Origin of the sequence: Clostridium beijerinckii HUN142, assembly GCF_000621745.1 — a bacterium.
Classification (GTDB): domain Bacteria; phylum Bacillota; class Clostridia; order Clostridiales; family Clostridiaceae; genus Clostridium; species Clostridium beijerinckii_A.
This window is the reverse complement of the sequence record NZ_JHXK01000010.1, coordinates 175045-200339: the sequence shown is the minus strand read 5'-3', so window position 1 is coordinate 200339 and position 25295 is coordinate 175045. Positions and strand designations below refer to the sequence as shown.

At 30.5% G+C, this 25295-nt stretch carries 22 protein-coding genes and 1 riboswitch; of the genes, 3 read left to right on the top strand and 19 right to left on the bottom strand.

Features of this window, described 5'->3' with window-relative positions:
- Positions 1 to 5: 5 nt before the first annotated feature.
- From torT to T483_RS0105350, 10 genes are all read right to left on the bottom strand, one after another.
- Positions 6 to 1337 (bottom strand): TMAO reductase system periplasmic protein TorT, encoded by a 1332-nt coding sequence (gene torT, locus T483_RS0105395; RefSeq protein ID WP_026885923.1) that lies wholly within the window; start codon positions 1335 to 1337, stop codon positions 6 to 8.
- Positions 1338 to 1537: 200 nt separating this feature from the next.
- Positions 1538 to 2167 (bottom strand): thiamine phosphate synthase, encoded by a 630-nt coding sequence (thiE, locus tag T483_RS0105390; protein WP_026885922.1) that lies wholly within the window; start codon positions 2165 to 2167, stop codon positions 1538 to 1540.
- Positions 2168 to 2256: 89 nt separating this feature from the next.
- Positions 2257 to 3087 carry a hydroxyethylthiazole kinase gene (gene thiM / locus T483_RS0105385; protein WP_026885921.1) on the bottom strand — a complete coding sequence of 277 codons (831 nt, stop codon included), beginning with the start codon at positions 3085 to 3087 and terminating at the stop codon, positions 2257 to 2259.
- Positions 3088 to 3304: 217 nt separating this feature from the next.
- Positions 3305 to 4615 carry a phosphomethylpyrimidine synthase ThiC gene (thiC, locus tag T483_RS0105380; protein WP_026885920.1) on the bottom strand — a complete coding sequence of 437 codons (1311 nt, stop codon included), beginning with the start codon at positions 4613 to 4615 and terminating at the stop codon, positions 3305 to 3307.
- 116 nt (positions 4616 to 4731) lie between these two features.
- Positions 4732 to 5538, bottom strand: coding sequence for a bifunctional hydroxymethylpyrimidine kinase/phosphomethylpyrimidine kinase (gene thiD / locus T483_RS0105375; protein WP_026885919.1), 807 nt, complete (start codon positions 5536 to 5538; stop codon positions 4732 to 4734).
- A 30-nt stretch (positions 5539 to 5568) separates the two neighbouring features.
- Positions 5569 to 6108, bottom strand: a complete 540-nt coding sequence (gene thiW / locus T483_RS0105370; protein ID WP_026885918.1) for an energy coupling factor transporter S component ThiW — start codon at positions 6106 to 6108, stop codon at positions 5569 to 5571.
- Between the two features lie 190 nt (positions 6109 to 6298).
- Positions 6299 to 6409, bottom strand: a riboswitch (TPP riboswitch).
- A 65-nt stretch (positions 6410 to 6474) separates the two neighbouring features.
- Positions 6475 to 7707: a 4Fe-4S binding protein gene (locus tag T483_RS0105365; RefSeq protein ID WP_026885917.1), complete on the bottom strand. Its 1233-nt coding sequence runs from the start codon at positions 7705 to 7707 to the stop codon at positions 6475 to 6477.
- 427 nt (positions 7708 to 8134) lie between these two features.
- Positions 8135 to 9139 carry an FAD:protein FMN transferase gene (locus tag T483_RS0105360; protein WP_080696921.1) on the bottom strand — a complete coding sequence of 335 codons (1005 nt, stop codon included), beginning with the start codon at positions 9137 to 9139 and terminating at the stop codon, positions 8135 to 8137.
- A gap of 283 nt (positions 9140 to 9422) precedes the next feature.
- Positions 9423 to 10979 carry a sensor histidine kinase gene (locus T483_RS0105355; RefSeq protein ID WP_026885915.1) on the bottom strand — a complete coding sequence of 519 codons (1557 nt, stop codon included), beginning with the start codon at positions 10977 to 10979 and terminating at the stop codon, positions 9423 to 9425.
- Positions 10976 to 11665: a response regulator transcription factor gene (locus T483_RS0105350; protein WP_026885914.1), complete on the bottom strand. Its 690-nt coding sequence runs from the start codon at positions 11663 to 11665 to the stop codon at positions 10976 to 10978. The genes T483_RS0105355 and T483_RS0105350 overlap by 4 nt, the downstream gene beginning before the upstream one ends.
- 419 nt (positions 11666 to 12084) lie before the next feature.
- Between T483_RS0105350 and T483_RS0105345 the strand changes: the two genes are divergently transcribed.
- Positions 12085 to 12369, top strand: a complete 285-nt coding sequence (locus T483_RS0105345; protein WP_026885913.1) for a putative quinol monooxygenase — start codon at positions 12085 to 12087, stop codon at positions 12367 to 12369.
- 452 nt (positions 12370 to 12821) lie between these two features.
- On the opposite strand, the gene sdaAA is transcribed toward T483_RS0105345, so the two are convergent.
- The 9 genes from sdaAA to T483_RS0105300 form a co-directional block, all read right to left on the bottom strand.
- Positions 12822 to 13700: an L-serine ammonia-lyase, iron-sulfur-dependent, subunit alpha gene (gene sdaAA, locus T483_RS0105340; protein ID WP_026885912.1), complete on the bottom strand. Its 879-nt coding sequence runs from the start codon at positions 13698 to 13700 to the stop codon at positions 12822 to 12824.
- A 1-nt stretch (position 13701) separates the two neighbouring features.
- The gene (gene sdaAB, locus T483_RS0105335; RefSeq protein WP_026885911.1) at positions 13702 to 14382 is read right to left on the bottom strand and encodes an L-serine ammonia-lyase, iron-sulfur-dependent subunit beta; all 681 of its coding nucleotides are present in this window, start codon (positions 14380 to 14382) and stop codon (positions 13702 to 13704) included.
- Between the two features lie 283 nt (positions 14383 to 14665).
- Positions 14666 to 15019 (bottom strand): DUF1667 domain-containing protein, encoded by a 354-nt coding sequence (locus T483_RS0105330; RefSeq protein ID WP_026885910.1) that lies wholly within the window; start codon positions 15017 to 15019, stop codon positions 14666 to 14668.
- A 1-nt stretch (position 15020) separates the two neighbouring features.
- Entirely contained in the window at positions 15021 to 16274 is a 1254-nt protein-coding gene (locus tag T483_RS0105325) for an NAD(P)/FAD-dependent oxidoreductase (RefSeq protein WP_012060663.1), read from the bottom strand.
- A 17-nt stretch (positions 16275 to 16291) separates the two neighbouring features.
- Positions 16292 to 17719 (bottom strand): NAD(P)/FAD-dependent oxidoreductase, encoded by a 1428-nt coding sequence (locus tag T483_RS0105320; RefSeq protein WP_012060664.1) that lies wholly within the window; start codon positions 17717 to 17719, stop codon positions 16292 to 16294.
- A 331-nt stretch (positions 17720 to 18050) separates the two neighbouring features.
- A complete protein-coding gene (gene glpK / locus T483_RS0105315; protein ID WP_026885909.1) occupies positions 18051 to 19550 on the bottom strand; it encodes a glycerol kinase GlpK in 1500 nt (499 codons plus the stop codon).
- A gap of 293 nt (positions 19551 to 19843) precedes the next feature.
- Positions 19844 to 20401, bottom strand: a complete 558-nt coding sequence (locus tag T483_RS0105310; RefSeq protein ID WP_012060666.1) for a glycerol-3-phosphate responsive antiterminator — start codon at positions 20399 to 20401, stop codon at positions 19844 to 19846.
- 84 nt (positions 20402 to 20485) lie between these two features.
- Positions 20486 to 21199, bottom strand: a complete 714-nt coding sequence (locus T483_RS0105305; RefSeq protein ID WP_026885908.1) for an MIP/aquaporin family protein — start codon at positions 21197 to 21199, stop codon at positions 20486 to 20488.
- Between the two features lie 652 nt (positions 21200 to 21851).
- The gene (locus tag T483_RS0105300; protein ID WP_026885907.1) at positions 21852 to 23507 is read right to left on the bottom strand and encodes a nucleoside kinase; all 1656 of its coding nucleotides are present in this window, start codon (positions 23505 to 23507) and stop codon (positions 21852 to 21854) included.
- Between the two features lie 395 nt (positions 23508 to 23902).
- Between T483_RS0105300 and T483_RS0105295 the strand changes: the two genes are divergently transcribed.
- The gene (locus T483_RS0105295) at positions 23903 to 24601 is read left to right on the top strand and encodes a DUF421 domain-containing protein (protein WP_026885906.1); all 699 of its coding nucleotides are present in this window, start codon (positions 23903 to 23905) and stop codon (positions 24599 to 24601) included.
- Positions 24598 to 24978: a DUF4363 family protein gene (locus T483_RS0105290; RefSeq protein WP_026885905.1), complete on the top strand. Its 381-nt coding sequence runs from the start codon at positions 24598 to 24600 to the stop codon at positions 24976 to 24978. The genes T483_RS0105295 and T483_RS0105290 overlap by 4 nt, the downstream gene beginning before the upstream one ends.
- Positions 24979 to 25295: the final 317 nt, after the last annotated feature.

Genomic DNA, 25295 nt, shown 5'->3' with positions numbered 1-25295 from the left:
AACCCTTATTTACCCATATGATTTAATACTGGAATATACTCTTTACTTCCAAATAGATCTTCATACTTAAATTGTGAAATATTATCCTTTGAAATTATAGGCACACACGGACCACTTTGGAATGGAAAATCTATTCCTGCCTTTTCTCCATTTAAAATTCTTACAATCATATCTAGTGCTATTCTACATTGTTGGATAGTTTGATCTGATGGAGAAGCTAATACAGCTCCCTTTTCTATTAAATTAAAAACATCACTTGTTATGTATGTTGATACAATTCTTATATTTTTAAATTTCTCTTTGTGTTTAGCAATAAATTTTTCGGCTTCGATTACTGCTGGAGCACAACCAATTAAATAATCATAATCATCACTATTTTCTAAAACACTTGTTATATGTAATCGCTGCACATCAGGTCTAGTGTCTCCATAAAAAGGATTGCTAATATCTATCTTTTGATCATTTTTCTTTAACCTTGAAACTGCATCTTTAAAACCATTTAATGTATCTGATGCCCATCCTGATTCTTTTGGCCCAGGAAAAAATGCAATTTTTATATCTTTACCTGCTGAATCTTCAACAACATACTCTCCTGCTTTATATCCCATATCATAATAGGAAACTATTGCTTTTGCGCTAATATTAGGAGTATTAATATCATTTACTAGTGCAACAATAGGCTTATTATTATGAACAATGCTCTCTATATCTGAATTAAATTTTTTATTATCTAATGTAGCAAACACTATTCCATCAATTTTATCATCCTCTGCTAAGTCCATCAGCTCTTCTTTTTGATTTCCAAACTCTATATATCCCCCAACTGCATATAACTTTACCTTCACTCCTAATTCCCTTGCATAATTTATTATTCCATAATTCGCTGAGACCCAATATTGATCTTCAAAATGAGGTAGCAAAACGCCTATCGTATATTCCTTCTTAGGCTTAATATGCCTCCACTTTTCTTTTACAACGCCTCTAAGATCACCCTCTTTACTATTTGAAGCAGCATCAATATTATAATAGCTATTTACTATTAACTTTTTTTTACCTATTTGTGTCAGAATTCTATCATCATTTGTCTCCACTGTAGTTATACTCTTCGGTACGCGTTCTCTTTCCACGTATTCTTCTTTTTCTTTTCTGACAATATCATTAGATCTTATGTTTTTGTGATTTTTTATATATGCTAATCCCAATATAAATACTACTGACGTTATTAAAATTGATAGTCCTAACTTTCCATTGATATATTTTTCAACTTTCGTAGCAAAGCACATCCTTACTTTCAAGCTTTCTATGGAGATTACCTGCAGTATTACTTTAATCGCCATTAAACTCCATCAAACTTGCTATTCTACTATAATCTTTATGCTATCTTAAGTTTAATTTTTTTACTATAATTTGTCAAAACATACTATATGACAATATTCTGCAAAATATATTTTATACTCAGTATAAATACGAATAAAATAAAAGCACTATACCAGAAATTCCAGTGATAAGTGCCTCTAAAGTGTTCTATCTCTAATAATTAAATTTTAAGAAATTCAGTTTTTAATTCCTGAGCAGCTGTAATAATATCTTCCTTTGCTATAATAGCAGAAACTATTGCAAGTCCATCAATTCCTATTCCTGTAAAATCCTTAACTCTATCTTTATTTATTCCACCTATTACAACTATAGGTATAGATACATTTTCTCTGATTTTTCTTAATTCATTCATACTAGTTGAATTTGCATCTTTTTTAGTGCCAGTTGAATACATAGCACCAACCCCTAAATAATCAGCTCCATTTTTCTCTGCTTCAAGTGCCTGCTCCACAGATCCCGTTGAAACTCCAAGTATCTTATCATTTCCTATAATTTTTCTTACAATCGCTGCAGGAATATCACTTTGTCCAACATGTACTCCAGCCGCATCTACTGCTAGTGCAATATCTACTCTATCATTTATTATTAATGGAATATTGTACTTATCTGTAATTTCTTTAACTTTCACGGCTGTATTATAAAAGTCGAGTGATGAACAATCTTTTTCTCTCAATTGAATTAATGTACATCCTCCAATTATAGATTTTTCTACAGCTTCTTCTAACGTTTCTGTGCTCATTAAATCTCTATCTGTTACAAGGTAGATACTATAATCTATTTTAGATTTCATGAAACTTCTCTCCTTAAGTTATATTTTAAGTAAGTGGATACATTAATGCGTGTATCTCATTTTAATGATATACACGCAAATATTGTTTATTATATTTCCTTTATCTTATTCATCTTTTCAATAATATCAGAAGTCAAATTGCTTATGGCATCTATAATTGCAATATGAAAACTTCCTGTTCCAATCTTCCCTGCTTTATCCAAAGCAATTTCACCCGATATTCCCATGGAAATAATACCTGAAACTGCTCCTATAAAATAATCCGAACCTGCCCCACAAAACGCTCCAATTAATGCAGTTGTCATGCAGCCTGTTCCTGTGACATTAGATAACATCTTAGTGCCATTTTCAAGTATAACTACTCTTTCTCCATCAGATATAATATCCGTTGCACCTGTAATAGCTACAGTACAGTTAAGCTTCTTAGCCAAACTTTTAGCCACATCTACTCCCTCATCATTTCCTGTTCTTGCATCATTTTCTGAAGCATCAACACCTTTAGTTGTAGATCCTAATCCACTTATAAATTTAATCTCAGACATATTTCCGCGTAAAACACTTATTTTCACTTCTTCTAATAATCTCTTTGTTGTTGAATTCCTAAATTCTGATGCCCCTGCTCCAACTGGATCAAACACAACCGGAATATTTAATTCATTTGCTTTCTTACCAGATGCAATCATAGACTCAATAGTTCTTTCATTTAATGTCCCAATATTTATTACAAGAGCAGATGAAATTTTAGTAATATCCGCTGCTTCTCTAATGTCATCAGCCATAATTGGTGATGCACCTATTGCAAGTAAAATATTCGCACAATCATTAACTGTAACATAATTTGTTATATTATGTACAAGTGGTTTCTTATTTCTAACCTCATTTAATAAATTTCCTATTTTTATTGATATTTCATTACTCATAAATATCTTTTAGTAAGAATTCATTCTTTTAATAATTCTCACTAAAATACCTCCTTTCAAAAGTAAAAGCTTTATTAATTTCTTTTCCAGTATAATATTCAAGAATTCTTATATATTTTATAACAAATTTTTATATATTCATATTTTTAGTACCGAAACAACATGGTATTATTTCTTTACGGTTGCTTACCTCTTACAATTATAATTTACATAAATCTTACTTCTTATCGAAAAGCTCCACTTTATCGCCATTTAAAATTCTGTTAGTTGTTCTTACTGCACACATCTTTCCACACATAGAGCAGCTGTGCATATCTTCTGGTGGTACACTTTCAAAATATTCTCTAGCTTTCTTCCCATCAATAGCAATCTTGAACATTTCTTCCCAATCAAGCTTTTGACGAGCATCTGCCATTGCATTATCTCTATCCCTAGCACCTGGAAGTCCATTAGCAATATCTGCTGCATGCGCTGCAATTTTAGATGCAATAATTCCTTCTCTAACATCCGACAAATCTGGAAGTCTCAAATGCTCAGCTGGTGTTACATAACACAGAAAGTTAGCTCCATGTGTTGCTGCAATAGCCCCACCAATAGCAGAAGTAATATGATCGTATCCCGGCGCAATATCTGTAACAAGAGGTCCAAGTACATAGAATGGTGCACCATGGCATAATCTTTTTTCAATTTCCATATTAGCTGCAATCTCATTCATTGCCATATGTCCAGGTCCTTCTATCATAACTTGCACATCTTTTTCCCAAGCTCTCTTTGTTAGTAATCCTAACTCTATAAGTTCTGTAATCTGTCCAGCATCTGTTGAATCATCAATGCAGCCAGGTCTCATAGCATCTCCAAGACTTATCGTTACATCATATTCTCTAAGAATCTCTAATAATTCATCATAATATTCATAAAATGGATTTTCGTTTCCTGTCATTTCCATCCAAGCAAATAATAAAGATCCTCCACGAGATACAATGTTCAATCTTCTTTTATCTTCTTTAAATAATGCAACTGTTCTTTTGTTTATACCTGCATGAATAGTTACGAAGTCAACCCCAGCCTTTGCATGCGCTAAAACTACATCTAAGAAATCCTTAGCTTTTATATCTAAAAGATCTTTTTCAAGATATCCAATTGCATCATACATTGGAACCGTTCCTATCATAGCTGGAGAATATTCTATAAGCTTTCCTCTAAACTCTTGAGTCTTTCCATAATTACTTAAATCCATTATTGCTTCAGCACCAAAGTCAATTGCCATTTTTACCTTTTCCATCTCTCTGCAATAATCAACCGAGTCTCCTGATATCCCTAAGTTAACATTTATCTTTGTTCTTAATCCATCACCAATCCCCTCAGGGCTAAGTGATTTATGGTTGATATTCGCCGGTATAGCTACTTTACCTTCTGCAACAAGTTTCATTAATTTTTCTTCTGAAATTCTTTCTTTTTCCGCTACTATTTTCATTTCCTTTGTAACTATACCTTTTTTAGCTGCTTCCATTTGTGTTTTATAATTCATTTCTTTCCCTCTCCTCATACCATTATTATTTAATTTATTAGTTATAAAATTTAACTTGAGTTATATAGTATTAATTAATACTGCCTGATAAATACCTGTAAATAAAATTCCAAAAATTATTCAATCATTCCTGCTTTCTTATATAGCTCGTAAAAATGATTAGTAGGGCCTACACCTTTACCAAGCTCAAAACCATGTTCGATTGCACATGTTATATACTCTTTACCACTTCTAACTGCTTCCTCTATTGTCATATTTTTAGCTAAATTTGCTGCTATAGTTGAAGATAAAGTACATCCTGTTCCATGAGTATGGGTAGTATTTATTCTTTCTTGTTTTAGAATAAGAAAGTTCTTTCCATCATATAACAAGTCTGTTGCTTCCCCTTCTAAATGCCCTCCTTTAACTAAAACTGCCTTCGGACCAAGTTCTTTAAGTCTCAAAGCTGCTTCCTTCATTTCATCTAAGTTTTCTATTTTCATCCCTAAAATTTCTTCTGCCTCTGGCAAATTAGGAGTTATTAATGTTGCTAATGGAAATAATTCCTTAACTAAAGTATCTTTTGAATCCTTCGATAACAGATTAAATCCACTTTTAGAAATCATAACTGGATCTAGAACTATCACTGGTAGTTTATCAACTTTTCTCAAAGATTTTGATATAGCTTTTATAGATTCAATTTTAGAAACCATTCCTATTTTTATAGCATCTACTCTTATATCTTCAAAAATAACATCTATCTGAGATTCAATCATTTCAGGATTTATATCTTGAATTCCAAAAACCCCCATAGTATTTTGAGCCGTTACCGCTGTGATAACACTCATTCCATATACTCCATTTGCTGAGAAAGCTTTTAAATCTGCTTGAATTCCTGCTCCTCCACAAGTATCTGATCCTGCAATAGTTAATGCTCTAAACATAAACTCATCCTTTCACCTGTAATATTTCATTTAAATCTTATCTATGTTATTAGTTTCCTCTCTCTTTACTTGAAACTCATTATCTACTAGTATTTTTTTAATGACAGGAACTTTTATAAAAAAGTACGCTATAATCGCTCCAACACTACAACTTGATATAAACGGAACAACATATACAAAAATTGCTACTTGTTTTCCTAACACCATTGTAGCTATAGGATAAGCTAATAATGCTCCTAATATTCCAGTTCCAATTATTTCTCCAATTACTGCAATGCCTGGCTTCCTAAATCTTTTATAAAGAATTCCTGCAAGTAATGCTCCTACCATGCTTCCTGGAAAAGCCAATAAACTTCCTGTTCCCATAAAATTTCTTATTAGTGATGTCACAAATGCATTCATAAGCGCATATACCGGTCCAAGTGTTATTGCTCCAACTACATTTACAAAATGTTGTATTGGAGATATTTTAGCAGCTCCAATGGGTATTGAAAATGTTCCAAAAATAACAGAAATACCAATTAATATGCCACTTAGCGCCATCTTCTGTGCTTTACTCTTCTCTTTCATTAAAAATCACTCCTTTAATAATAAAATCAATAAATTTACTTTTTTAATGTGAAATAAATTTACTAAATCACCTTAACAATGACATTTAAATTGATTAACCTTAAAAGAAGTTAATTATTTTGCACAAAAAAAATGTATCCACAAGGGATACATCAATAAATTATGCACAAATCATATCAATACTTACACAAATAATATTAATATACTTCCCTACGCTGGTATTATCCAAATCAGGTTATAAGAGTCTAGGAAATCAATCTTTCCAATCTCAGCCAAAATATTAGCTCCCCTAGTTATTCAATTATAAAATTTTCTTTCACAATTTAAAGGTTATACCATTAAGTTTCAAACGTCAAGTATATTTTATTATTTTGCTTCATTCAAAGCATTTGTTACCGCACTCATGATGCCCTTCGAACTATAAGTTGCCCCAGATACAGTATCTACTGATGTTGATTGTTTTGAAATTATACTCTTAATCATAGTTCCCTCTGCTCTTTGATAAAACTTTGGAGTATCTTGATTAGATATAGCTTGTATACTTGATATTTTCCCATCCGACACAGTCACAGAAACCTTAGTCGTTCCTCCTCTATAGCCTGTTCCACTTCCTGTATATGTTCCGTCCCTATATTCACTTGCATTATTTTGAACTGTATTTGAACTTGTAGTTTCATGATTTAATTTTGAACTTTCTGGTGCAGCTTCAGTTTGTGAATTTATATTGCTTGAAACTGCATTACTCTTAGCTGCGATTCCAGATTTAGTTACTGCATTACCGGCGAAGTTAGTAAGTCCATATATACCTAAAAATGTAGCCATAGCTACTGATCCTGTTAACTTAGCATCTAAATCTCTTCCAAGTACATTTACATTAGCATTATTTCTGTAACATACTTCAGTACATTTTAAGCAATTTATACAATCTCCACCTTTGACACAATCTACCTTATAGAGCGGTAACCCCATTGTGCAAGCTCTACATTTACCACAATCAGCTTTTGGCTTATTAATCTTAACTATTCCAATCTTAGAAATAATAGAGAATATTGCACCTAAAGGGCATAGATATCTGCAGAAAAACCTCTCAATAAACGCTGCTCCTATTGTGATTAATATTAAAAATATCAATCCAACAAGTAAATTCGAAAAAATAGTAGATACATCAGTTATTTGACCAAATACATCCCAAGGGCTTGTGCTTTCCAGTATACTGCTTCCCATAGTCCATGAAATAGCTATTATAAAAAGTAATACTAAATATTTGAAATACTTAAGTATAGAATCAACTTTTTCATCTACTCTAAACTTTATTTTGAATATTTTTTTTGATATAAAATATATTAAGTCATTATATGCACCAAATGCACATATCCAACCGCAGAACCATCTTCCTAATACTATAGTCAAAAGCATAATAGCTATAAATTCTATTAAGCTTGGTAATGCTTCCAAAAAGTTAACATTACCATTGATAATCATTTGATATGCAGTTTTTACTTCACTGAATGTCATTGAATAAAGGCCCGGTAACAGAATAAATGCAATCAATTGTATAATATGCCTTATAATCTGCGATTTTTTTATTTTACTTGCCATATTTCTTTCCCCTTTTCTAACTCTCTATATTTAGCAATAATAAATTTTTATTTTAATTATCATTAATCATATTTTCCAATTAATTTCCAACAGAAATATTATTTTCACTTCATTATCTGCTATTGCAATTTCTTTAATTAAGTGAATTATAGCAATAGAACCTTAACGCACCCTTAATCTAAGCTGAGAATTCGCTGAGAAATGGCAATTAAAACATTTTAGAATTAAGGAAAAGGTTAAATTGTACGAAAAATCTAACTAAAAAAAGATAGTACAAATTGAATTTATCCCTGCTAATAAGTTATATTCCAACTTAACGAGGTTTGTTTCAATCAGTATTATCTCTTCTTATCATTTTGCTTGATTTAAAGCTTTCTTATTGCCTCAATTATGCCCTTACTTCTATATTTAGCTCCAGACACAATATCTAAAAAAATTCACTATCTGTTAATGTAAAAATACTTTCATCAATACCTGATGTTTTATATATTTTCTTGTCTTCTTTAATAAATATAGCGTCAATGCCCTCTATAGTCTCTATAATCTTCATAGCCTTATCAATACCAATTATATAAACACCAGTTGACAAGCCATCTCCGTCAATTGAATTATCTGATATAATAGTTGCACTTATAATTTTACTTTCAGATGGGTATCCTGTTTTAGGGTCAATTATATGATGAAATTTCTTTCCATCCTTTATGAAATATCTTTCATAATTACCTGAGGTTACTATTGATTTATTTTTTATGCTTAATATTCCTATAAATTCTCCCCTAGGCTTAAATGGGTTTTGAATTCCAACTTTCCAAGCTGAACCGTCTTCCTTACTTCCAAGAGCAGAAATGTTTCCACCTAAATCAATTAATGCACTTTTAATATTATACTGATAAAAAATATCTCTTATTTCATCAGCTGCAAATCCTTTTGCAATACCTCCGACATCTAAAGCTTGTTTATCATGTTTTAACATTATTGAATTATTTTTGTCATCAAAAATAACATCGTTATAATCTATAAGTTTTAATACCTTTTCTATTTTAGATTTTTCCGGAATTCGTTCTTCTTTTGTACCTATACTCCATAACTTTACTAATGGTCTTATTGTTGGATCAAAAGTACCTTCTAAAATTCTACTGTATTCTATGGCTTTTTTAACTACAAAATAAGTATCATTATTTACTTTCTCTCCATTATTTCCTGAATTAAAATTTATTTTTGATATATCACTACTTTCTTTGAAAGCTGACATTCTATCATCAATTTCATTTAACCTTTCTAGAGCTTTATCTATTGCCCTTTTAGCCTTATTTCCATTTGCTCTTAAGTTGATCAAAGTTCCAAGAGCATAACTACTCTTAGATACTTCATGTTTTTCAATTTTACCAGTTACAAATACAAAAAATAAAATAACTGTTATTATCACAACCATTAATATAAAAATACTTACTGTACTTATAATAATCCCCACCCACCTAAAATATATAAATTTCCTCATTGTTGGAATTATAACAAAAAAGCCTTAATGTATCCTTAGTTAGAGCTTAGAATTTGCTGAGAACTATTTAAGACTACTCACCCAGATTTTCTTAGCGATGCCTTAAACTAAAGATGCGTTGATATTTTAGTCAATAGAATAAAGAAATATACTAAAAAAGAGGTTACAAAATAATATTATAAATCTATTTCGTAACCTCTTTTCTTATTTGATACAATCAAGGAACATCAAGTCCATCTGCCTTATTTTCTAATTTTAAATATATTGAGAATGTTGTCCCAACTCCAAGCTCACTTTCTACTCTTATTTTTCCACGATTACTATCAATTATTGATTTTACTATAGAAAGACCCAATCCATATCCCCCTTGTTCCCTAGCTCTGTGATAATCACTTCTAAAAAATCTATCGTATATTTTATCTAAATGCTCTTTAGGTATTCCAGTTCCATTATCAGATATCTTCAAAACCGCGAAGGTTTTATTTTTGTAATCTTCTATACCTGTAGAAATTGTTATAACACCTTTTTCTTTATCAGTATGAGTTACAGCATTTTGAGTTATATTGAATATGACCTGCTTAATTTGATTTTTATTTATATATACATCTACATAATCCTTCAACTCTATATTTAAAGTTTTATCCTTAGAAAGTATCTGCAGTTGAGGAATTATTTCATTTATAACATCATTCAAATTCTCCTTTTTTATTTCAACAATTGGCTGCTGATCTAGCCTAGTTAATATTAAAAGATCATTTACCAGTTTTGCAAGCCTTTCACTTTCTATCAATATGCTGTTTAAAGCCAAATCTAATTTTTCCTGATTTTTTGCTGCCCCTCTTAATAATACTTCAACAAAACCATGAATTGAGGTTAATGGTGTACGTAATTCGTGTGATGCATCAGACACGAATCGTCTCATTTTTTCTTTGATAAGCTGTTCTTTTTCAAATGATGTCTCTATTCTTTCAAGCATAATATTAAAGGATTTTGATAATCTATTAATTTCTAATTGACCACTTTCTTCCGTTAGTCTTGTATGCAGATCAGTTACACTTATTCCTTCAACAGTATCAGTTATCTTATATAACGGCTTCAATGTTCGATTAAAAATAGTAATTCCAAGTATTGTTCCCACTATGAGAATCATAATTGAAAGACTAATATGCACATACTCTTGCCTATCTAAGATACTTGTAATATCGTCTATTGGCGTACTCAACTGTATTAACCCTGATGGTGAATCTAAATCCCCAACTTTTATCCATGCAACCATTTGATAATTATTGTTTTCATCTCTTACTACTTCATATGTATGTTCTAAATTCCCTTGTTCATTGCAAATCTTTATATATTTCTCTCTAGAAAGTACTGGTACTGGTATCTCTTTCCTCTTTCGTTCATCTGGCTCCTTTGAATCATCGTCACCGTCATCATCATCTCTAGGTGTATCTATATTGCTTCTTTGACCTAACAGCTCTCCATTTTTATTTATTAGAGCTACACTCATATTTTTATCCCATAAATTCCTTAAAATTTCTTTAGTATCACTTTCGGTTATATCCTCCATGTTTTCTTTTGACATTTTCTTAAAGTCTAGATTATGAAACCTCTCATGAAGTACTTGCACCTTTGTTTTGTATAAATAATTTTTCATACTTATATACTGAAAAAGTCCCATGATTCCCAGTAATAAAATTAATATCACAAGAAACCTAAATAACAACTGCCATTTCAAACTCTTTATTTTTAATTTATTTCTTAATTTTTTCATTGTGCCACCAGCTTATATCCAACACCGCGGACAGTTTTAATGATATTATGATCTTTGTCTCCAATTTTATCTCTTAAGTACCTTACGTATACTTCAACAATATTATCTTCTCCATTAAAATCATATCCCCATACTTTTTCAAGTATAAGCGATTTGCTCAATGCTATTCCATTATTCATAAGTAAAAAACTCAACAAGTTGTATTGCGTTGGAGGTAGATCTAATACTTTTTCACAATAAGTTATTTCATGAGCTTTATCATCCACTTTAAAATTTCCTATATTAGTAATATCGCTTAGCTCCGGAAAACTATTTCTTATCCTAGCATTAATGCGTGCTAAAAGCTCCTTGAAGCTAAAAGGTTTTGCCATATAATCATCCGCTCCAATATCCAACCCTTTCACCTTATCATCAACTTCGTCCAATGCTGTTAGCATAATAACTGATGTTTTTATAGACTTCTTAATAATTGAACATACCTCATATCCATCCATTCCCGGCAACATAATATCCAATATCACTATATTAGGGTTTATTTTACTTGCTATATCGATTGCTTGATTCCCATCATATGCCTCATATACTAAATACCCTTCACCTTCTAACCCCATTTTAATAAAGTCCACTATACTTTTTTCATCATCAACTATAAGAATAGTAATCTGATCTCTTACTCCTAAGTTCATTAAATTCCTCTCCTCTATTAATAAAATAGTTTTTCTTAACTTCAAAAGTCTTTTAGGTCAATAAACTGCAATCAAAATTATTTATAAATCTTTTTAAACATTTTTATATAGATAGCTTATTTCAAGATATTATATTATAGTTAGTTTAGTAATTTTATAGTTAATTATATACAAATTCATATACTGGAACAATAAATCAAGAAATTTACATATATTATTGTAATTAAATTTCTACATTCTGGCCTTAATCAAGCCCTCATATTACTAGAGCTTTAAATGAAAATTTATTATTGCAACATGTATAGTAAATTTTTATATGCACTAAATTCTTCTATATCATCTATTACTAATAAAGTTAAAATATTTCTTAATTAAGTGATATACTAATTTTAATAAATATTATAGAAAGAAGGATTAATATGATAAAAATAGTGGCCAAAAGTGTTATTAAAAATGAACAAACAGAAAAATATCTAAGACTTGCGAAAGAGTTAGTTGATAAAAGTAGAAAAGAAGAAGGCTGTATATCATATGGCTTGTTTCAAGATATTAATGATAGTTCTATATTCACCTTTATAGAAGAATGGAAAGATGAAGAAGCAATTAATTTGCATAATAACAGTGAGCATTTTACAAGAATAGTTCCTTTACTAGGTGAACTTCGTTTAGGCAATGGGGAAGTAAATTTATACAAAGAAATATAAAAATCCAAAAGACACCTTCATAAGGTATTGTTAATCACTAGATACCTAAAGTAACCTTAAAGTTATATATGTAAATACCAAAAAGAAGATCATTCATTTGTTCCAAGTTACTGAAGTATTTAGCTGTGAATTTCCACTAGAAGAAGTTGCACCATTTCTCCATGCTCCCGAGGCAAGCTCGTGACAGGCAATAAATGAAACAACTTCTACTAAAGAAATATCTACAGCTAAAAACTTAATGCAACGCTTCTACAAAACATGACCTTCCTTTCTAGTGTAGACTATAATTAAAAATATGTATTTTACTTTAGGTTCGGTATCTATGTCTTAAATAACCCAGGTATATATGAAATACCTGAAGTTGTAGTAAAATAAGGAAATAGAATACATATATTCTATTTCCATTGTTTATCGATTTACCTTAAGTTCTGTAGAATACCTTAATATGTGCATTATTCTTTTCCAAAAACCTGTTCTTTAAGCTTCAATCCTGTTTTAGTTACAGCTATTCCACCTAAAGCTGTTTCTCTAAGTGATTCTGGCAAGCTTTTTCCAACCTTGTACATAGCACTTACTGTATCGTCAAATGGTATTTTTGAAGCTACACCTGCCATTACCATATCTGCCATACATAAAGCAGTTATTGCTCCTTGTGCATTTCTCTTGGCACATGGTATTTCAACAAGTCCCGCAACTGGATCACAAACAAGGCCAAGTACATTTTTAATTACTATTGCTGCTGCATCTAAACTCATCTCAGGAGTTCCTCCCATCATCTCAACAACAGCAGCTGCTCCCATTGCGGAAGCTGACCCACATTCTGCCTGACATCCACCTTCTGCTCCTGCCAATGTTGCATTTAAACCAATAATCATTCCTACAGCAGCTGCCGCAAATAATCCATTTATAAGTCCTTCTTCATCTAATCCAAGTTTTTCTCCAGCACTTAAAATTACTGCTGGTAATATTCCACAAGAACCAGCTGTCGGACATGCAACTATCTTACCCATAGACGCATTAACCTCCGATGAAGAAAGTGCCATAGCCATAGCCATATTGGTTACATCACCTGTCAAAGCTTTTCCTTTCTTAGCATAATTATGTATCTTAAAAGCATCTCCACCAATTAAGCCACTAACAGAATAAACTTCTTTCTCCATTCCCTCATTAGCTGCTGAGATCATGACGCTCAAATTTTTCCTCATTTTCTCTATTACTTCGTCTCTTGACAATCCTTTTTCTTCTACTTCATATCTTATTGCATATTCACTTAATGAAATATTATGTTTTTCACATATTTCTAACAATTCCATACCTGTTTTTGCAAACATATTATTCACCTTCCTTTGCTGGGCTTATTGAAATTACATTATGTACTAATTCTATTTTCTTAATTTTCTCTATTAAAATATTGTTCACTTTATTATCCATCTCAAAAATCATTATAGCTTCATGCCCTTTTTGCTGCCTAAAAACTCTCATAAAAGCTACATTTATATTTTCACTATATAATATACTTGTAACACTATTAATTACACCTGGCGCATCTTTATGAGCTATTATTAAAGTTTCATACATTCCAGTAAAATCAACCCTATTATTATTAACTTCTACTACCTGAATATTCCCTCCGCCAATTGATGATCCCATAACTTCGCAATATTGACCACCAATTGTTTTCATAATAAATTTTACTGTGTTAGGATGAACATCACCTAATTCTGCCTCCTTAAATAAAAATTTAATACCTTTTTCTTTTGCTATCTCCATAGAATATCTAAGTTTTTCATCACTTGGTTCCATTCCTAAAATACCAGCAACTAAAGCTCGATCTGTTCCATGCCCTTTATATGTCTTAGCAAATGAACCATGTAACAAAAATGTCACCTCTGATACATCTCCACCTGCTATACTTCTTGCTATTTTTCCAAGCCTCGCTGCACCTGCTGTATGTGAACTTGATGGGCCTATCATAATAGGACCTAAAATATCGAAAACTCCTATCCCTTTCATTTTGAGAAATATCCTCCCTTTTATTTGTTATATATATCATTAGTTTTTCTTTACCAATATATTTATACTCCTAGCTTTTTCTAACTAAAATAATATCATAAATTTGATTACATATATATGTTTCAATTTAGTTTCTACATATTAATCTTAATTTAGCACTTGGCCTACTAGAATTTTAAATCTAATTATTATTGGAATATGTAATCTTTAAAATATAATCCATAATAAAAGCATCATCAATATTAAATATTGATGATGCTTTTAACCAAATTTTCATTAGCTTCTATTTTTCATGTATATTTCTTGTCGCAACTATATCAACGCCAGTTCCAAGAACATCTTTTATTACAACATCTCCTATTTTAACAGGAGCCTTTATTGTTATTTTATTTATTTCTTCCATGCATTTGAAATTAAGTCCTTTAGGAATTGGATTATTTGTTTTAACAGGTACTACAGGTAATTCTCCATTTTCCACTTTAACAGTTGAAGTTATTACTCTTACAGGATTTGTAACTTCATTTATTCCATACTCAATACCTCTATTACAGCCATTACCTTGTACACTTTTATTTTCAGCATCTACTTTTAAATGACATCCCTTAGGGCAACATATACAAATTAATTCTTTTTCCATTTTATTCACCATCCTCTAATGATATTGTTATATCACCTTTAACTTTCTCTAATAGCACCTTACTTAAAACTACCTTTTCCATTTCTGATGGTGCTAAGTGAGCTCTTTTAAATTTAGCTATAACTTCATCATTGCATCTTACAACTAATGCCTTATTATGATATATGTTATTTACTCTCATAAATACAGTTAATTTATCATCAACAGCTTCTGCATTAACTTTTTGTGGGACTGTATAATTTATATTTGCACCATTTATTATGTTTACATATTTGTCTTTCTTAAGTTCACCCTTAATATATTTAGCAGCAGAAAAACCTGCATGTTTTGACTCTTGAGTTACAAAATCAACTAAGTCATGGACATGAACTACATTACCACATGCAAATATTCCTTCTACTGAAGTTTCCATACTCTCATTAACAATTAAACCATTAGTTCTTCTATCAGGTTCAAGTCCGGCATTAAATGATATTTCATTTTCTGGAATTAATCCAACTGATAGTAGTAGTGTATCTACATCAAATTCTTTTTCAGTTCCTTTAATAGGTCTCTTATTTTCATCTACTTCTGCTATTACTACTTTTTCAAGTCTCTTATCTCCTACAATATCTACAACTGTGTGTGATAAATATAGAGGAATATCATAATCATTTAAACATTGCACTATATTTCTATTTAATCCATTTGAATATGGACACAATTCGACTACAGCTTTAACTTTAGCTCCTTCAAGAGTCATTCTTCTAGCCATTATAAGTCCAATATCTCCTGATCCTAAAATAAGGACTTCTTTACCAGGCATATATCCTTCTACATTTATATATCTTTGCGCTGCACCTGCATTAAATACACCCGCTGGTCTATCACCAGGAATATTTATAGCACCTCTAGTTCTTTCTCTGCAACCCATTGCAAGAATTATAGCTTTGGCCTTAAGTTCCATATAGCCTTCTTCTGTATTTATTGCATAAACAGTTTTATCTTTTCCGATTTCTAATACCATAGTGTCTAGTTTAACTTCAACATTAGTATCTTGAATCATTTCAATAAATCTTCCTGCATATTCTGGCCCTGTAAGTTCTTCCTTAAAAGTATGAAGCCCAAAACCATTATGAATGCATTGATTTAATATACCACCTAATTCTTTATCTCTTTCTAAAATTAATATTTTTTTAATTCCACTATTATATGCTTCATATGCTGCTGCAAGACCAGCTGGTCCTCCACCTACTACTATTAATTCATAACTCATAATAACACCTCATCCTTCTATTTTGTCTTACCTAATAATATATATGAACCTGATTTTTCTTGAACTACATCTTCAAGTGGAACATTACATTCTCTTGCTATTATTTCCTGAACTCTTGGTCCGCAGAATCCACCTTGACATCTTCCCATTCCTGGTCTACATCTTCTTTTAATACTATCTAAGGATGGTATCCCTATACTTCTCTTTATTGCATCTACAATCTCACCTTCTGTTATGCTTTCACATCTACAAACCATTCTTCCATATTGCGGATTTTTCTTTATTAATTCAGCTTTTTCTTTAGCTGATAATTCCATAAAATGAATTTGTTCTCTTTTTGCCTTAAAGTCTGATTTTTTATCTAACTTACATCCTGATTCTTTCAATATTTCTACAACATCAAGAGCTATAGCTGGTGCTGAAGAAAGACCAGGTGATTTCATTCCGGCAACATCTATGAAACCTTTGACTTCATCATTTTCTTCTACTATAAAATCACCTGTATCTGGATTAGCACGAAGACCTGCAAAGCTCCTTATTATTTCTCTAAAATTAACTTTATTAGTTGTACGCATTGAAGCGTCTCTTACTTCATTTAATCCTTCTGCTAGTGTTCCAACATCGTCTTTATCTTCTATATCTCTGGCATCAGGTCCAACTAATAAATTTCCATGAACAGTTGGAGTAACTAAAACTCCTTTTCCAAGTTTTGATGGACATTGGAATATTGTATGGCTGACTACATTTCCTTGAGTTTTATCCATTACAAAGTATTCCCCGCTTCTTGGTACTATCTTAAAGCTTTCTTTACAAACTAAATTATGAATTTTATCTGCATAAAGTCCAGCTGCATTTATTACAAATTTTGATTCTATTATTTCTCCATCTTTAGTTGTAATTTTGAATGTGTCATTTTTTTCTATTGCAACAACTTCTTTTTCTAGCTTAATTTCGCCTCCATTAGCTACTGCATTTTCTGCTAGTGCAATTGTATATTCAAACGGACCTACTATACCACCAGTTGGTGCATATAAAGCTCCAAAAATTTCTTGATTAAGGTTTGGTTCCTTTTCTAGAACCTGTTCTTTACTTAAAATTTGTAAATCTTTTACGCCTATTTTTGTCCCATTTTCATAAAGAGCTTGTACTGTTTTCATATCTTCATCGTTAAAAGCTATTATCAGAGATCCGTTTCTCTTAAAAGGTACACTTAACTCTTTGCAAAGATCTTCAAACATCTCATTTCCTGCTACATTATATTTTGCCATTAAAGTACCTTCCTTAGGATCATATCCAGCATGAACTATTGCTGAATTTGCTTTACTTGTTCCCATCGATACATCTTTTTCTTTTTCTAAAACAACTACTTTTAAATTGTACTTAGTTAGTTCCCTAAAAATAGAATTTCCAATAACCCCTGATCCAATTATTGCTACATCATACATATTACATCCTCCTTATTAATAGCGCATAAAAAAAGTCAAGCTAAAAACAAGGTGTAATCCACCAACGTTTTCATGCTTGACTCTATATTCTCTCAGCATTTATTTTAAATTATATATACATTATATCATGTAAATGTATACTTGTCTACTACTTATCCTAAATTCTTAATTTTATTTACTATCCAAAATTTACAACACTACTTTATTTTAAAATATTACTTTAAACTATGTACCCTAGATGGTATAAACATTTAGGGTACATTATAATTCTTAAAATTTGTGATTAGGTTAAGCTAATTTGAAATATATAAATACTTATTAAAGTATCATTCTATTCCTCTTCCCAGCCTTCTGCTCTCTTAACTGCTTTTTTCCATCCTTTATATAATTTTTCCTTCTTCTCTTCTGCTAAATTTGGAGAATAAGATTGACTTACAGCCCACTTTTCAGCGATTTCTTCTTTTGATTGCCAGAAACCTACAGCAAGTCCTGCTAAATATGCTGCACCAAGAGCTGTTGTTTCAGTTATAATAGGTCTTACAACCTCTGCCCCTGTTATATCAGCTTGGAATTGCATTAATAAATTATTTCTACTTGCTCCACCATCAACTTTAAGTCTTGTTAGTTTACATCCTGCATCCTCTTGCATTGCATCTATAAGATCCTTAGATTGATATGCAATAGATTCAAGGGCAGCTCTTATTATATGATTTCTATTAGCACCTCTTGTAAGTCCGAAGATAGCACCTCTTGCATACATATCCCAATATGGAGCACCAAGTCCTGTAAATGCTGGAACAACATATACGCCACCATTGTCTTCTACTTTCTGTGCAAAGTACTCTGTATCTGCTGCATCAGTAACCAACTTAAGTTCATCCCTAATCCATTGAATAACAGCACCACCAACAAATACTGAACCTTCTAGTGCATATTGTACTTTTCCATCTATACCTACTGCAATAGTACTTACCAATCCATTTTTACTATGAATCATTTTTTCTCCTGTATTCATAAGTAAGAAACATCCTGTTCCATAGGTATTTTTAACACTACCTTCTTCAAAGCAAGTTTGTCCAAATAGAGCACATTGTTGATCTCCTGCCATACCAGCTATTGGAACTCTAACGCCTCCTGTACCTCCAAGATTTGTGTATCCATAAACTTCTGATGAATTCTTAACTTCTGGTAACATTGATTTTGGAATGTTAAGCTTTTCTAGAATTCTTTCATCCCATCTTAGTTCCTTTATATTATAAAGCATTGTTCTAGAAGCATTAGTATAATCAGTTACATGAACCTTACCATTTGTAAGTTTCCACACTAACCAAGTATCTACTGTACCAAATAATAATTCACCTTTTTCCGCTCTATCTCTAGCACCTTCAACATTGTCTAAAATCCACTTTATTTTAGTTGCTGAAAAATATGCATCTAAAAGTAATCCTGTATTTTCTTTTACATATTCACTAAATTCTTGGTCTAGTTTAAGTTCTTCTATTATACCTGCTGTTCTTCTACATTGCCATACTATTGCATTATATACAGGTTCTCCAGTGTTTTTATCCCAAACTATTGTTGTTTCTCTTTGATTAGTAATTCCTATAGCTGCTACTTCTTCTTGAGTTATATTAGTCTTTGCAATAACTTCTTGTAAAACTCCATATTGGCTTGCCCATATTTCTAAAGGATTATGCTCAACCCATCCTTGGTTTGGATAAATTTGAGTAAATTCTTTTTGACTTACTCCTAATATATTTTGTTCTTTATCAAAAATTATTGCTCTTGAGCTTGTAGTTCCTTGATCTAATGCTAATATATACTTTTTCATACAAAAACACCCTGCTTTCTAATATTTATATATTCTAATATTTACCTAGAAAAGGATAAATTTATTATTTATATTTTAGGAAATGAATTTAACAAATAGTTGACTCTTGAAAATTGAGTTAGGGCTCTAGACGTAATTTCGGCGACAATTAAAGCCACATAAAACCTCCATTTATACGGCAGCAATGATATTAATTTTTATTGCTTCGTATAAATTTTAAATTTACTCAGTCCATTAAGTATTTCCCAAGTAAATTTAGTTTTATGTAGCCTTATTCTCTAATTCTCTTCAGCCTACATATTCCAAATTTCTTTTTTAGTTGTAGATACGCATGTTGCCCCTGAATTTAATGCCTGCATTACCTCTTCCTTAGTTTCAATTAGCCCCCCAGCAACAACTGGTTTGCTAGAATACTTTGAAATGATTTCAATTACCTTTGGAATTATTCCCGGCAGTACCTCTATTGCATCGCATTCAGAAATCATATGATTTTTTACATTGTTTAAAGAAAGTGTATCAAATATAAAAACTCTTTGAACTCCTAGTAAATTATACTTTTTTGCTAGTTTTACAACTTGTGGCTTTGTACTTATTATTCCACTAAATTTAGTTTCTTCTTTAATATACTTTACAACAATTTCCTTATTCGTAAATCCTTCAACCAAATCTATATGGATTATTCCTATTTTATTTCTAGATGTTATAATTTCACTTATCTCTTTAATATTCATTACATCTCCAAATAAAACAAATATAACTTGAGCTTCTGAATCTAACGCCTGATTTAATTGTTCTTCATTTTTTACTGCTGCTATAATTGGATTTTCTTCTAATAACTCTTTTATATTCATTGGCCCTCCATGTAATTGTTTTCTTTTTTATTCTTAGTATTACATAGTTGTTTGTCTCTGTCAATTCTAACTATTAATTAACTTTTATAATATTCCATGTAACATTACATAAAATAATGCAGCTAAAGTTCCTCCTACAATTGGGGCAACAACAGGAATCCATGCATATCCCCAATTAGAATCTCCCTTATCAGGTATAGGTAATACTGCATGTGCGATTCTTGGCATTAAATCTCTTGCTGGATTAATTGCATATCCTGTTGGGCCTCCTAAACTTACACCAATAGCCAAAATTAAAAATGCTACAAACAATGTTCCCATTCCATTTGATAGATTTTGATCTCCCATTCCTAAAATTGCATAAACTAGTACAAATGTTCCTACAAGCTCAGTTATGAAATTAATTGAAGTATTCTTTACTTGAGGGCCTGTACAAAATACACCAAGTTTGCTTCCTTTATCTTCAGTAGCTTTAAATTGATCATTATAAACAATAAATACCAAAACTGCTCCTAAAAATGCACCAATACATTGTCCAGCTAAATAAATCGGAACTTGAGCCCACGCTACTTTACCTATTACTGCTAACGCAATTGTTAATGCTGGATTAAAATGAGCCCCACTATAACTTCCAAAAATCAATGCTGGAATTCCTACCGCAAAAGCCCATCCCATTGCAATTACTATTAATCCTGATCCAGATCCGCCTGATTTTTTTAATACGACATTGGCTACAACACCGTCACCTAATAAAATAAGTAATAAAGTACCTACTAATTCTGCGAAAAAAATTGTCATAACATTATCTCCCTTCTACTTCACAATACTTGTTTGTTTTTTTACATTCTAGAACGGTTAATATTACTAGAAAACAACTCATTACATAATATTCATATTTTATTTTAGTATGACTGGTTTAATTTAAAAGTTCTAAATTAATGTACATTGAGTAATTTTGGCCATAAGAATAGCCACATAAAACTCCTTACATTTTAAACAATAGTATATTTCTAACTGTTTAAAACATAAGTTTTAAATTTACTAGGTAATCATAACATTCCCTAAGTAAACTTGGTTTTATGTGGCTTTATTCTCTATTTCTCTATAGCCTACATTTCTAAAATTTTTTCAGAACTGCAATGTAATTGTTTTCTTGTTAAATTTAGTATCACATATTTGCTTTATAGTGTCAAGCTTAGTTAATAATATAACAATTAAAATTAATATGTATTATTTGCTCATTCCTTCTTAATTACTTGACTGCCAATGCATCTTATTTTATACCTAATTATTATTTCTTATTTTCTTCTTTTAATCCTTATTTTTACAATCAAACATTGTTAATATTTTATCTATTATAAATTTATCTTAAGAACACAAAAACTATAGATAAATGTTCAAATCTATCTATAGTTCTATATAATAATATTAATGAAATAACATACTTAATTTAATATTCATAAAAAGCTGACCCTCCGATAAATTCTCTTAAAAGAGAATTCTTTGGCACTTCATCAACATTAATCTCTTTGAAAAAGTTCAAAAACGATTTTAATCTTATAGCTTCTGAATAAACTGAACTTTCTTCCGTTATTTCATCTAGCTCTTTTAATGCATATGGCTTTAAAACGCCAAGTTCATAAACCAATGTAGAATTAAATGCTACATCCGCACCTTCTTGATAAACAAATATATTATTTTTTTCTCCTTTCTTTATAGATTTCCACATTTTTAAAGTTTCTTCCGCCTTATATCCCCTTGACAATGAATCTCTAACTATTCTTCTCACTTTTCTTACATCCGTTGTGGAAATTCTATTATGATTATCTATATTTAGTTGCGTCAATGCTGATATATATATTTTAAATACATTTCTATTTAAATTGTTTGAAATTAAATTTGGATTTAAACCATGTATCCCCTCAAGTATCAAAACTCCATTTTTAGGTAATTTAACTTTATAGTCATTCCATTCTTTTTTCCCAGTTTTAAAATTATAACTAGGAAGATCCACTTCTTCTCCGCTCATTAATCTTTCTAAATTATCATTCAACAAACTTAAGTCCAATGCATCAATAGATTCATAGTTATAATCTCCATTCTCATCTTTTGGCGTTTCTTCTCTATTTACAAAATAGTTATCCAAAGATAATGGTATAGGTATTAATCCATTCACTCTCAATTGTATACTTAACCTATTCGCAAAAGTAGTTTTTCCTGAGGATGATGGGCCAGCGATAAGTATAATTTTCACATCTTTTCTATCTAAAACATCATCAGCTATATTAGCTATTTTTTTTTCATGAAGCCCCTCTGAAACCATAATTATATTTCTTAATTCATTGTTAAGCACTTTTTCATTTAAAGTTCCTACATCTTCAATTCCTAAAATGTTTAGCCATCTTTGAGTCTCTATGAAAATTTTTGTTAGGCTCTTCTCTTCTCTAAATTCAGCAAGTTCACTTAGGTTAGTCTCTTCTGGTCTCTGTAAAATGAATCCTGATTCATACTTAAATACATCAAATTTATTTATTATGCCTGTTGAATATCCCATAGGACCATAAAAATAATCATACCTTCCTTCAAGCTCATAAAGATGAACATGCTTTATATCACAATACTTTAAAAGCTTAACTTTATCGTCCATCTTATATCCTTCAAAAATCTTAATAGCTTCATCTTTTGACGTTCTCATACTCTTAATTGGTACATTTCTATCTATTATTTCTTGCATCTTAGCCTTTATCTTATCAATTTCACCTTTACTTAATGGATTTTCTTTATGAACTTCTCCGTATACCGCCTTACTTATAGCATGGTCTATTGTTATTTTCGATTCTGGAAATAAATCCAATGCGACCTTTATAAATATAAACTGTAAAGTTCTGGTGAAAATTTTCATTCCAAGTTCTGTATCAAACCCTATTAGTTCTACATCCCCGTCATCCTCTATCACTTCAGTCAGCTCACAATATCTTCCATTTAGTTTACATATAGCTATATCTTTAACCTTATCTTTGTAATTATCCATAATTAATTCATAAAAAGTCATCCCTTTTTTAGATTGGATTTTCTTCTCTTTAAATTCAATCCCTCTACACTCCATACTATTCAAACCTTCCTTTATATAATTTGATTATCCCTTTAGATTTTAATTTCACAATTTAAAAATCAAGATTTCTGTCTCTGTACAGTCTCTTATTTTAATTGTATTTAAATATTTGGGTACCATAATAATCATTTCAAATATATTATATACACTATTTCCAAAAAAGATAAACTTTTTTATTAGGTCTATAAAATAAAATACCAATTCTAAATCTACCATGAAATGTTCTTATATTTAGCATGGCTGCTTTTTTCTATGGTGAAATGATCTTAATTGCAGCATAGCTGCTTTTTTCTATGGTGAAATGATCTTAATTGCAGCATAGCTGCTTTTTTCTATGGTGCGTATATTAATTTTATTTTTGCAAATATTACTTTCGAGGTGATTTTTTAATGTTTGTAGTATCAATCAGGACTGCCGTTTTATATTTATTAGTTGTATTAACTATGAGGTTAATGGGAAAAAGACAAATAGGCGAACTTCAGCCTTACGAATTTGTAATAACAATTATGATTTCAGATTTAGCATCATTGCCAATGCAAGATACAAGGTTACCATTATTATTAGGAATTATACCAATTATAACATTGTTATTTTTAAAAACGCTTTTAACCCAAATAGGATTAAAATTTCAATATACCCGAAAACTTGTAGATGGGGAACCTTGCATATTAGTTCATAAGGGAAAAATTAATTACTCAACTCTAAAAAAACAACAATTAAATATAGATGAATTATTAGAAGAGTTGCGACTTGCCAATTATTTTAATCTTGATGAAATTCAATATGCAATTTTAGAAAATGATGGCCAAATATCTATACTGCCAACAGATTATAATTCTTCTAATAAATCTAATTCAGGAAATAATGCTCAAAATACTGAAGCAAAAATGCCAAAAGTATTAATTTCCGATGGTGAAATAAATAAAAACTCTCTGACTTCCATGAATAAAGATGAAGAATGGATATCAACTCTTTTAAAAAAGCATAATATTCAATCAATAAAGCATGTTCTTATAGCTTTATACGATACAGAAGGTAAATTCAAATATCAACTTTTTGATAAATACGAAAAGGAGGATGCGAAATGAGAAATGCTATAATATCAATACTTTTGTTTCTCCTAACTATGTCATGTGTATATTTTTTAAATAAATCTGTCATTAATTTATGCGATAAAATTGAAATGCAAACTGAAGATATCGAGCTTAGCATTGCAAGTGACAAAATGGAAGATGCATATTATCAGTCTCTTGAATTATTAAATACTATTCAAGATAATAATGTTTTAACATCTCTTTATCTTAGCCATCAGGAGTTTGATAATTTGCTAAATGAAGCATTAAAGTTGTCTACATATCTTGTTCACAAAGATTCAACTGAAGCGCATACATCTCTACATTTAGTGAAACATAATACCGATCATCTAAAGAAGCTGCAAACTCCAAGCTTAGAAAATATTTTCTAATAAAACTTTGGCATTACAAATTTTATTATATCCTACATAAATTTAATAGTATAATAAACATTCATTTTATTTGCAGAGTTATGCACAACAATAATTTATGCATAAAACTCAATGTTAATTGCATAAATTATTGTTTTTTTGCATAAACATTATTTTATTGTGTATATTTTTAATATTTTTATGAATATTTTTTCATTTTTTACTTGATTATTTTTTTATAAAACTGTATAATTATAAACATCAGTTAGGCATTATAAATTAGATTAATTTATTGATTATATTTAAGAAAATAGCATTGCATGTATGTTTATGCATTT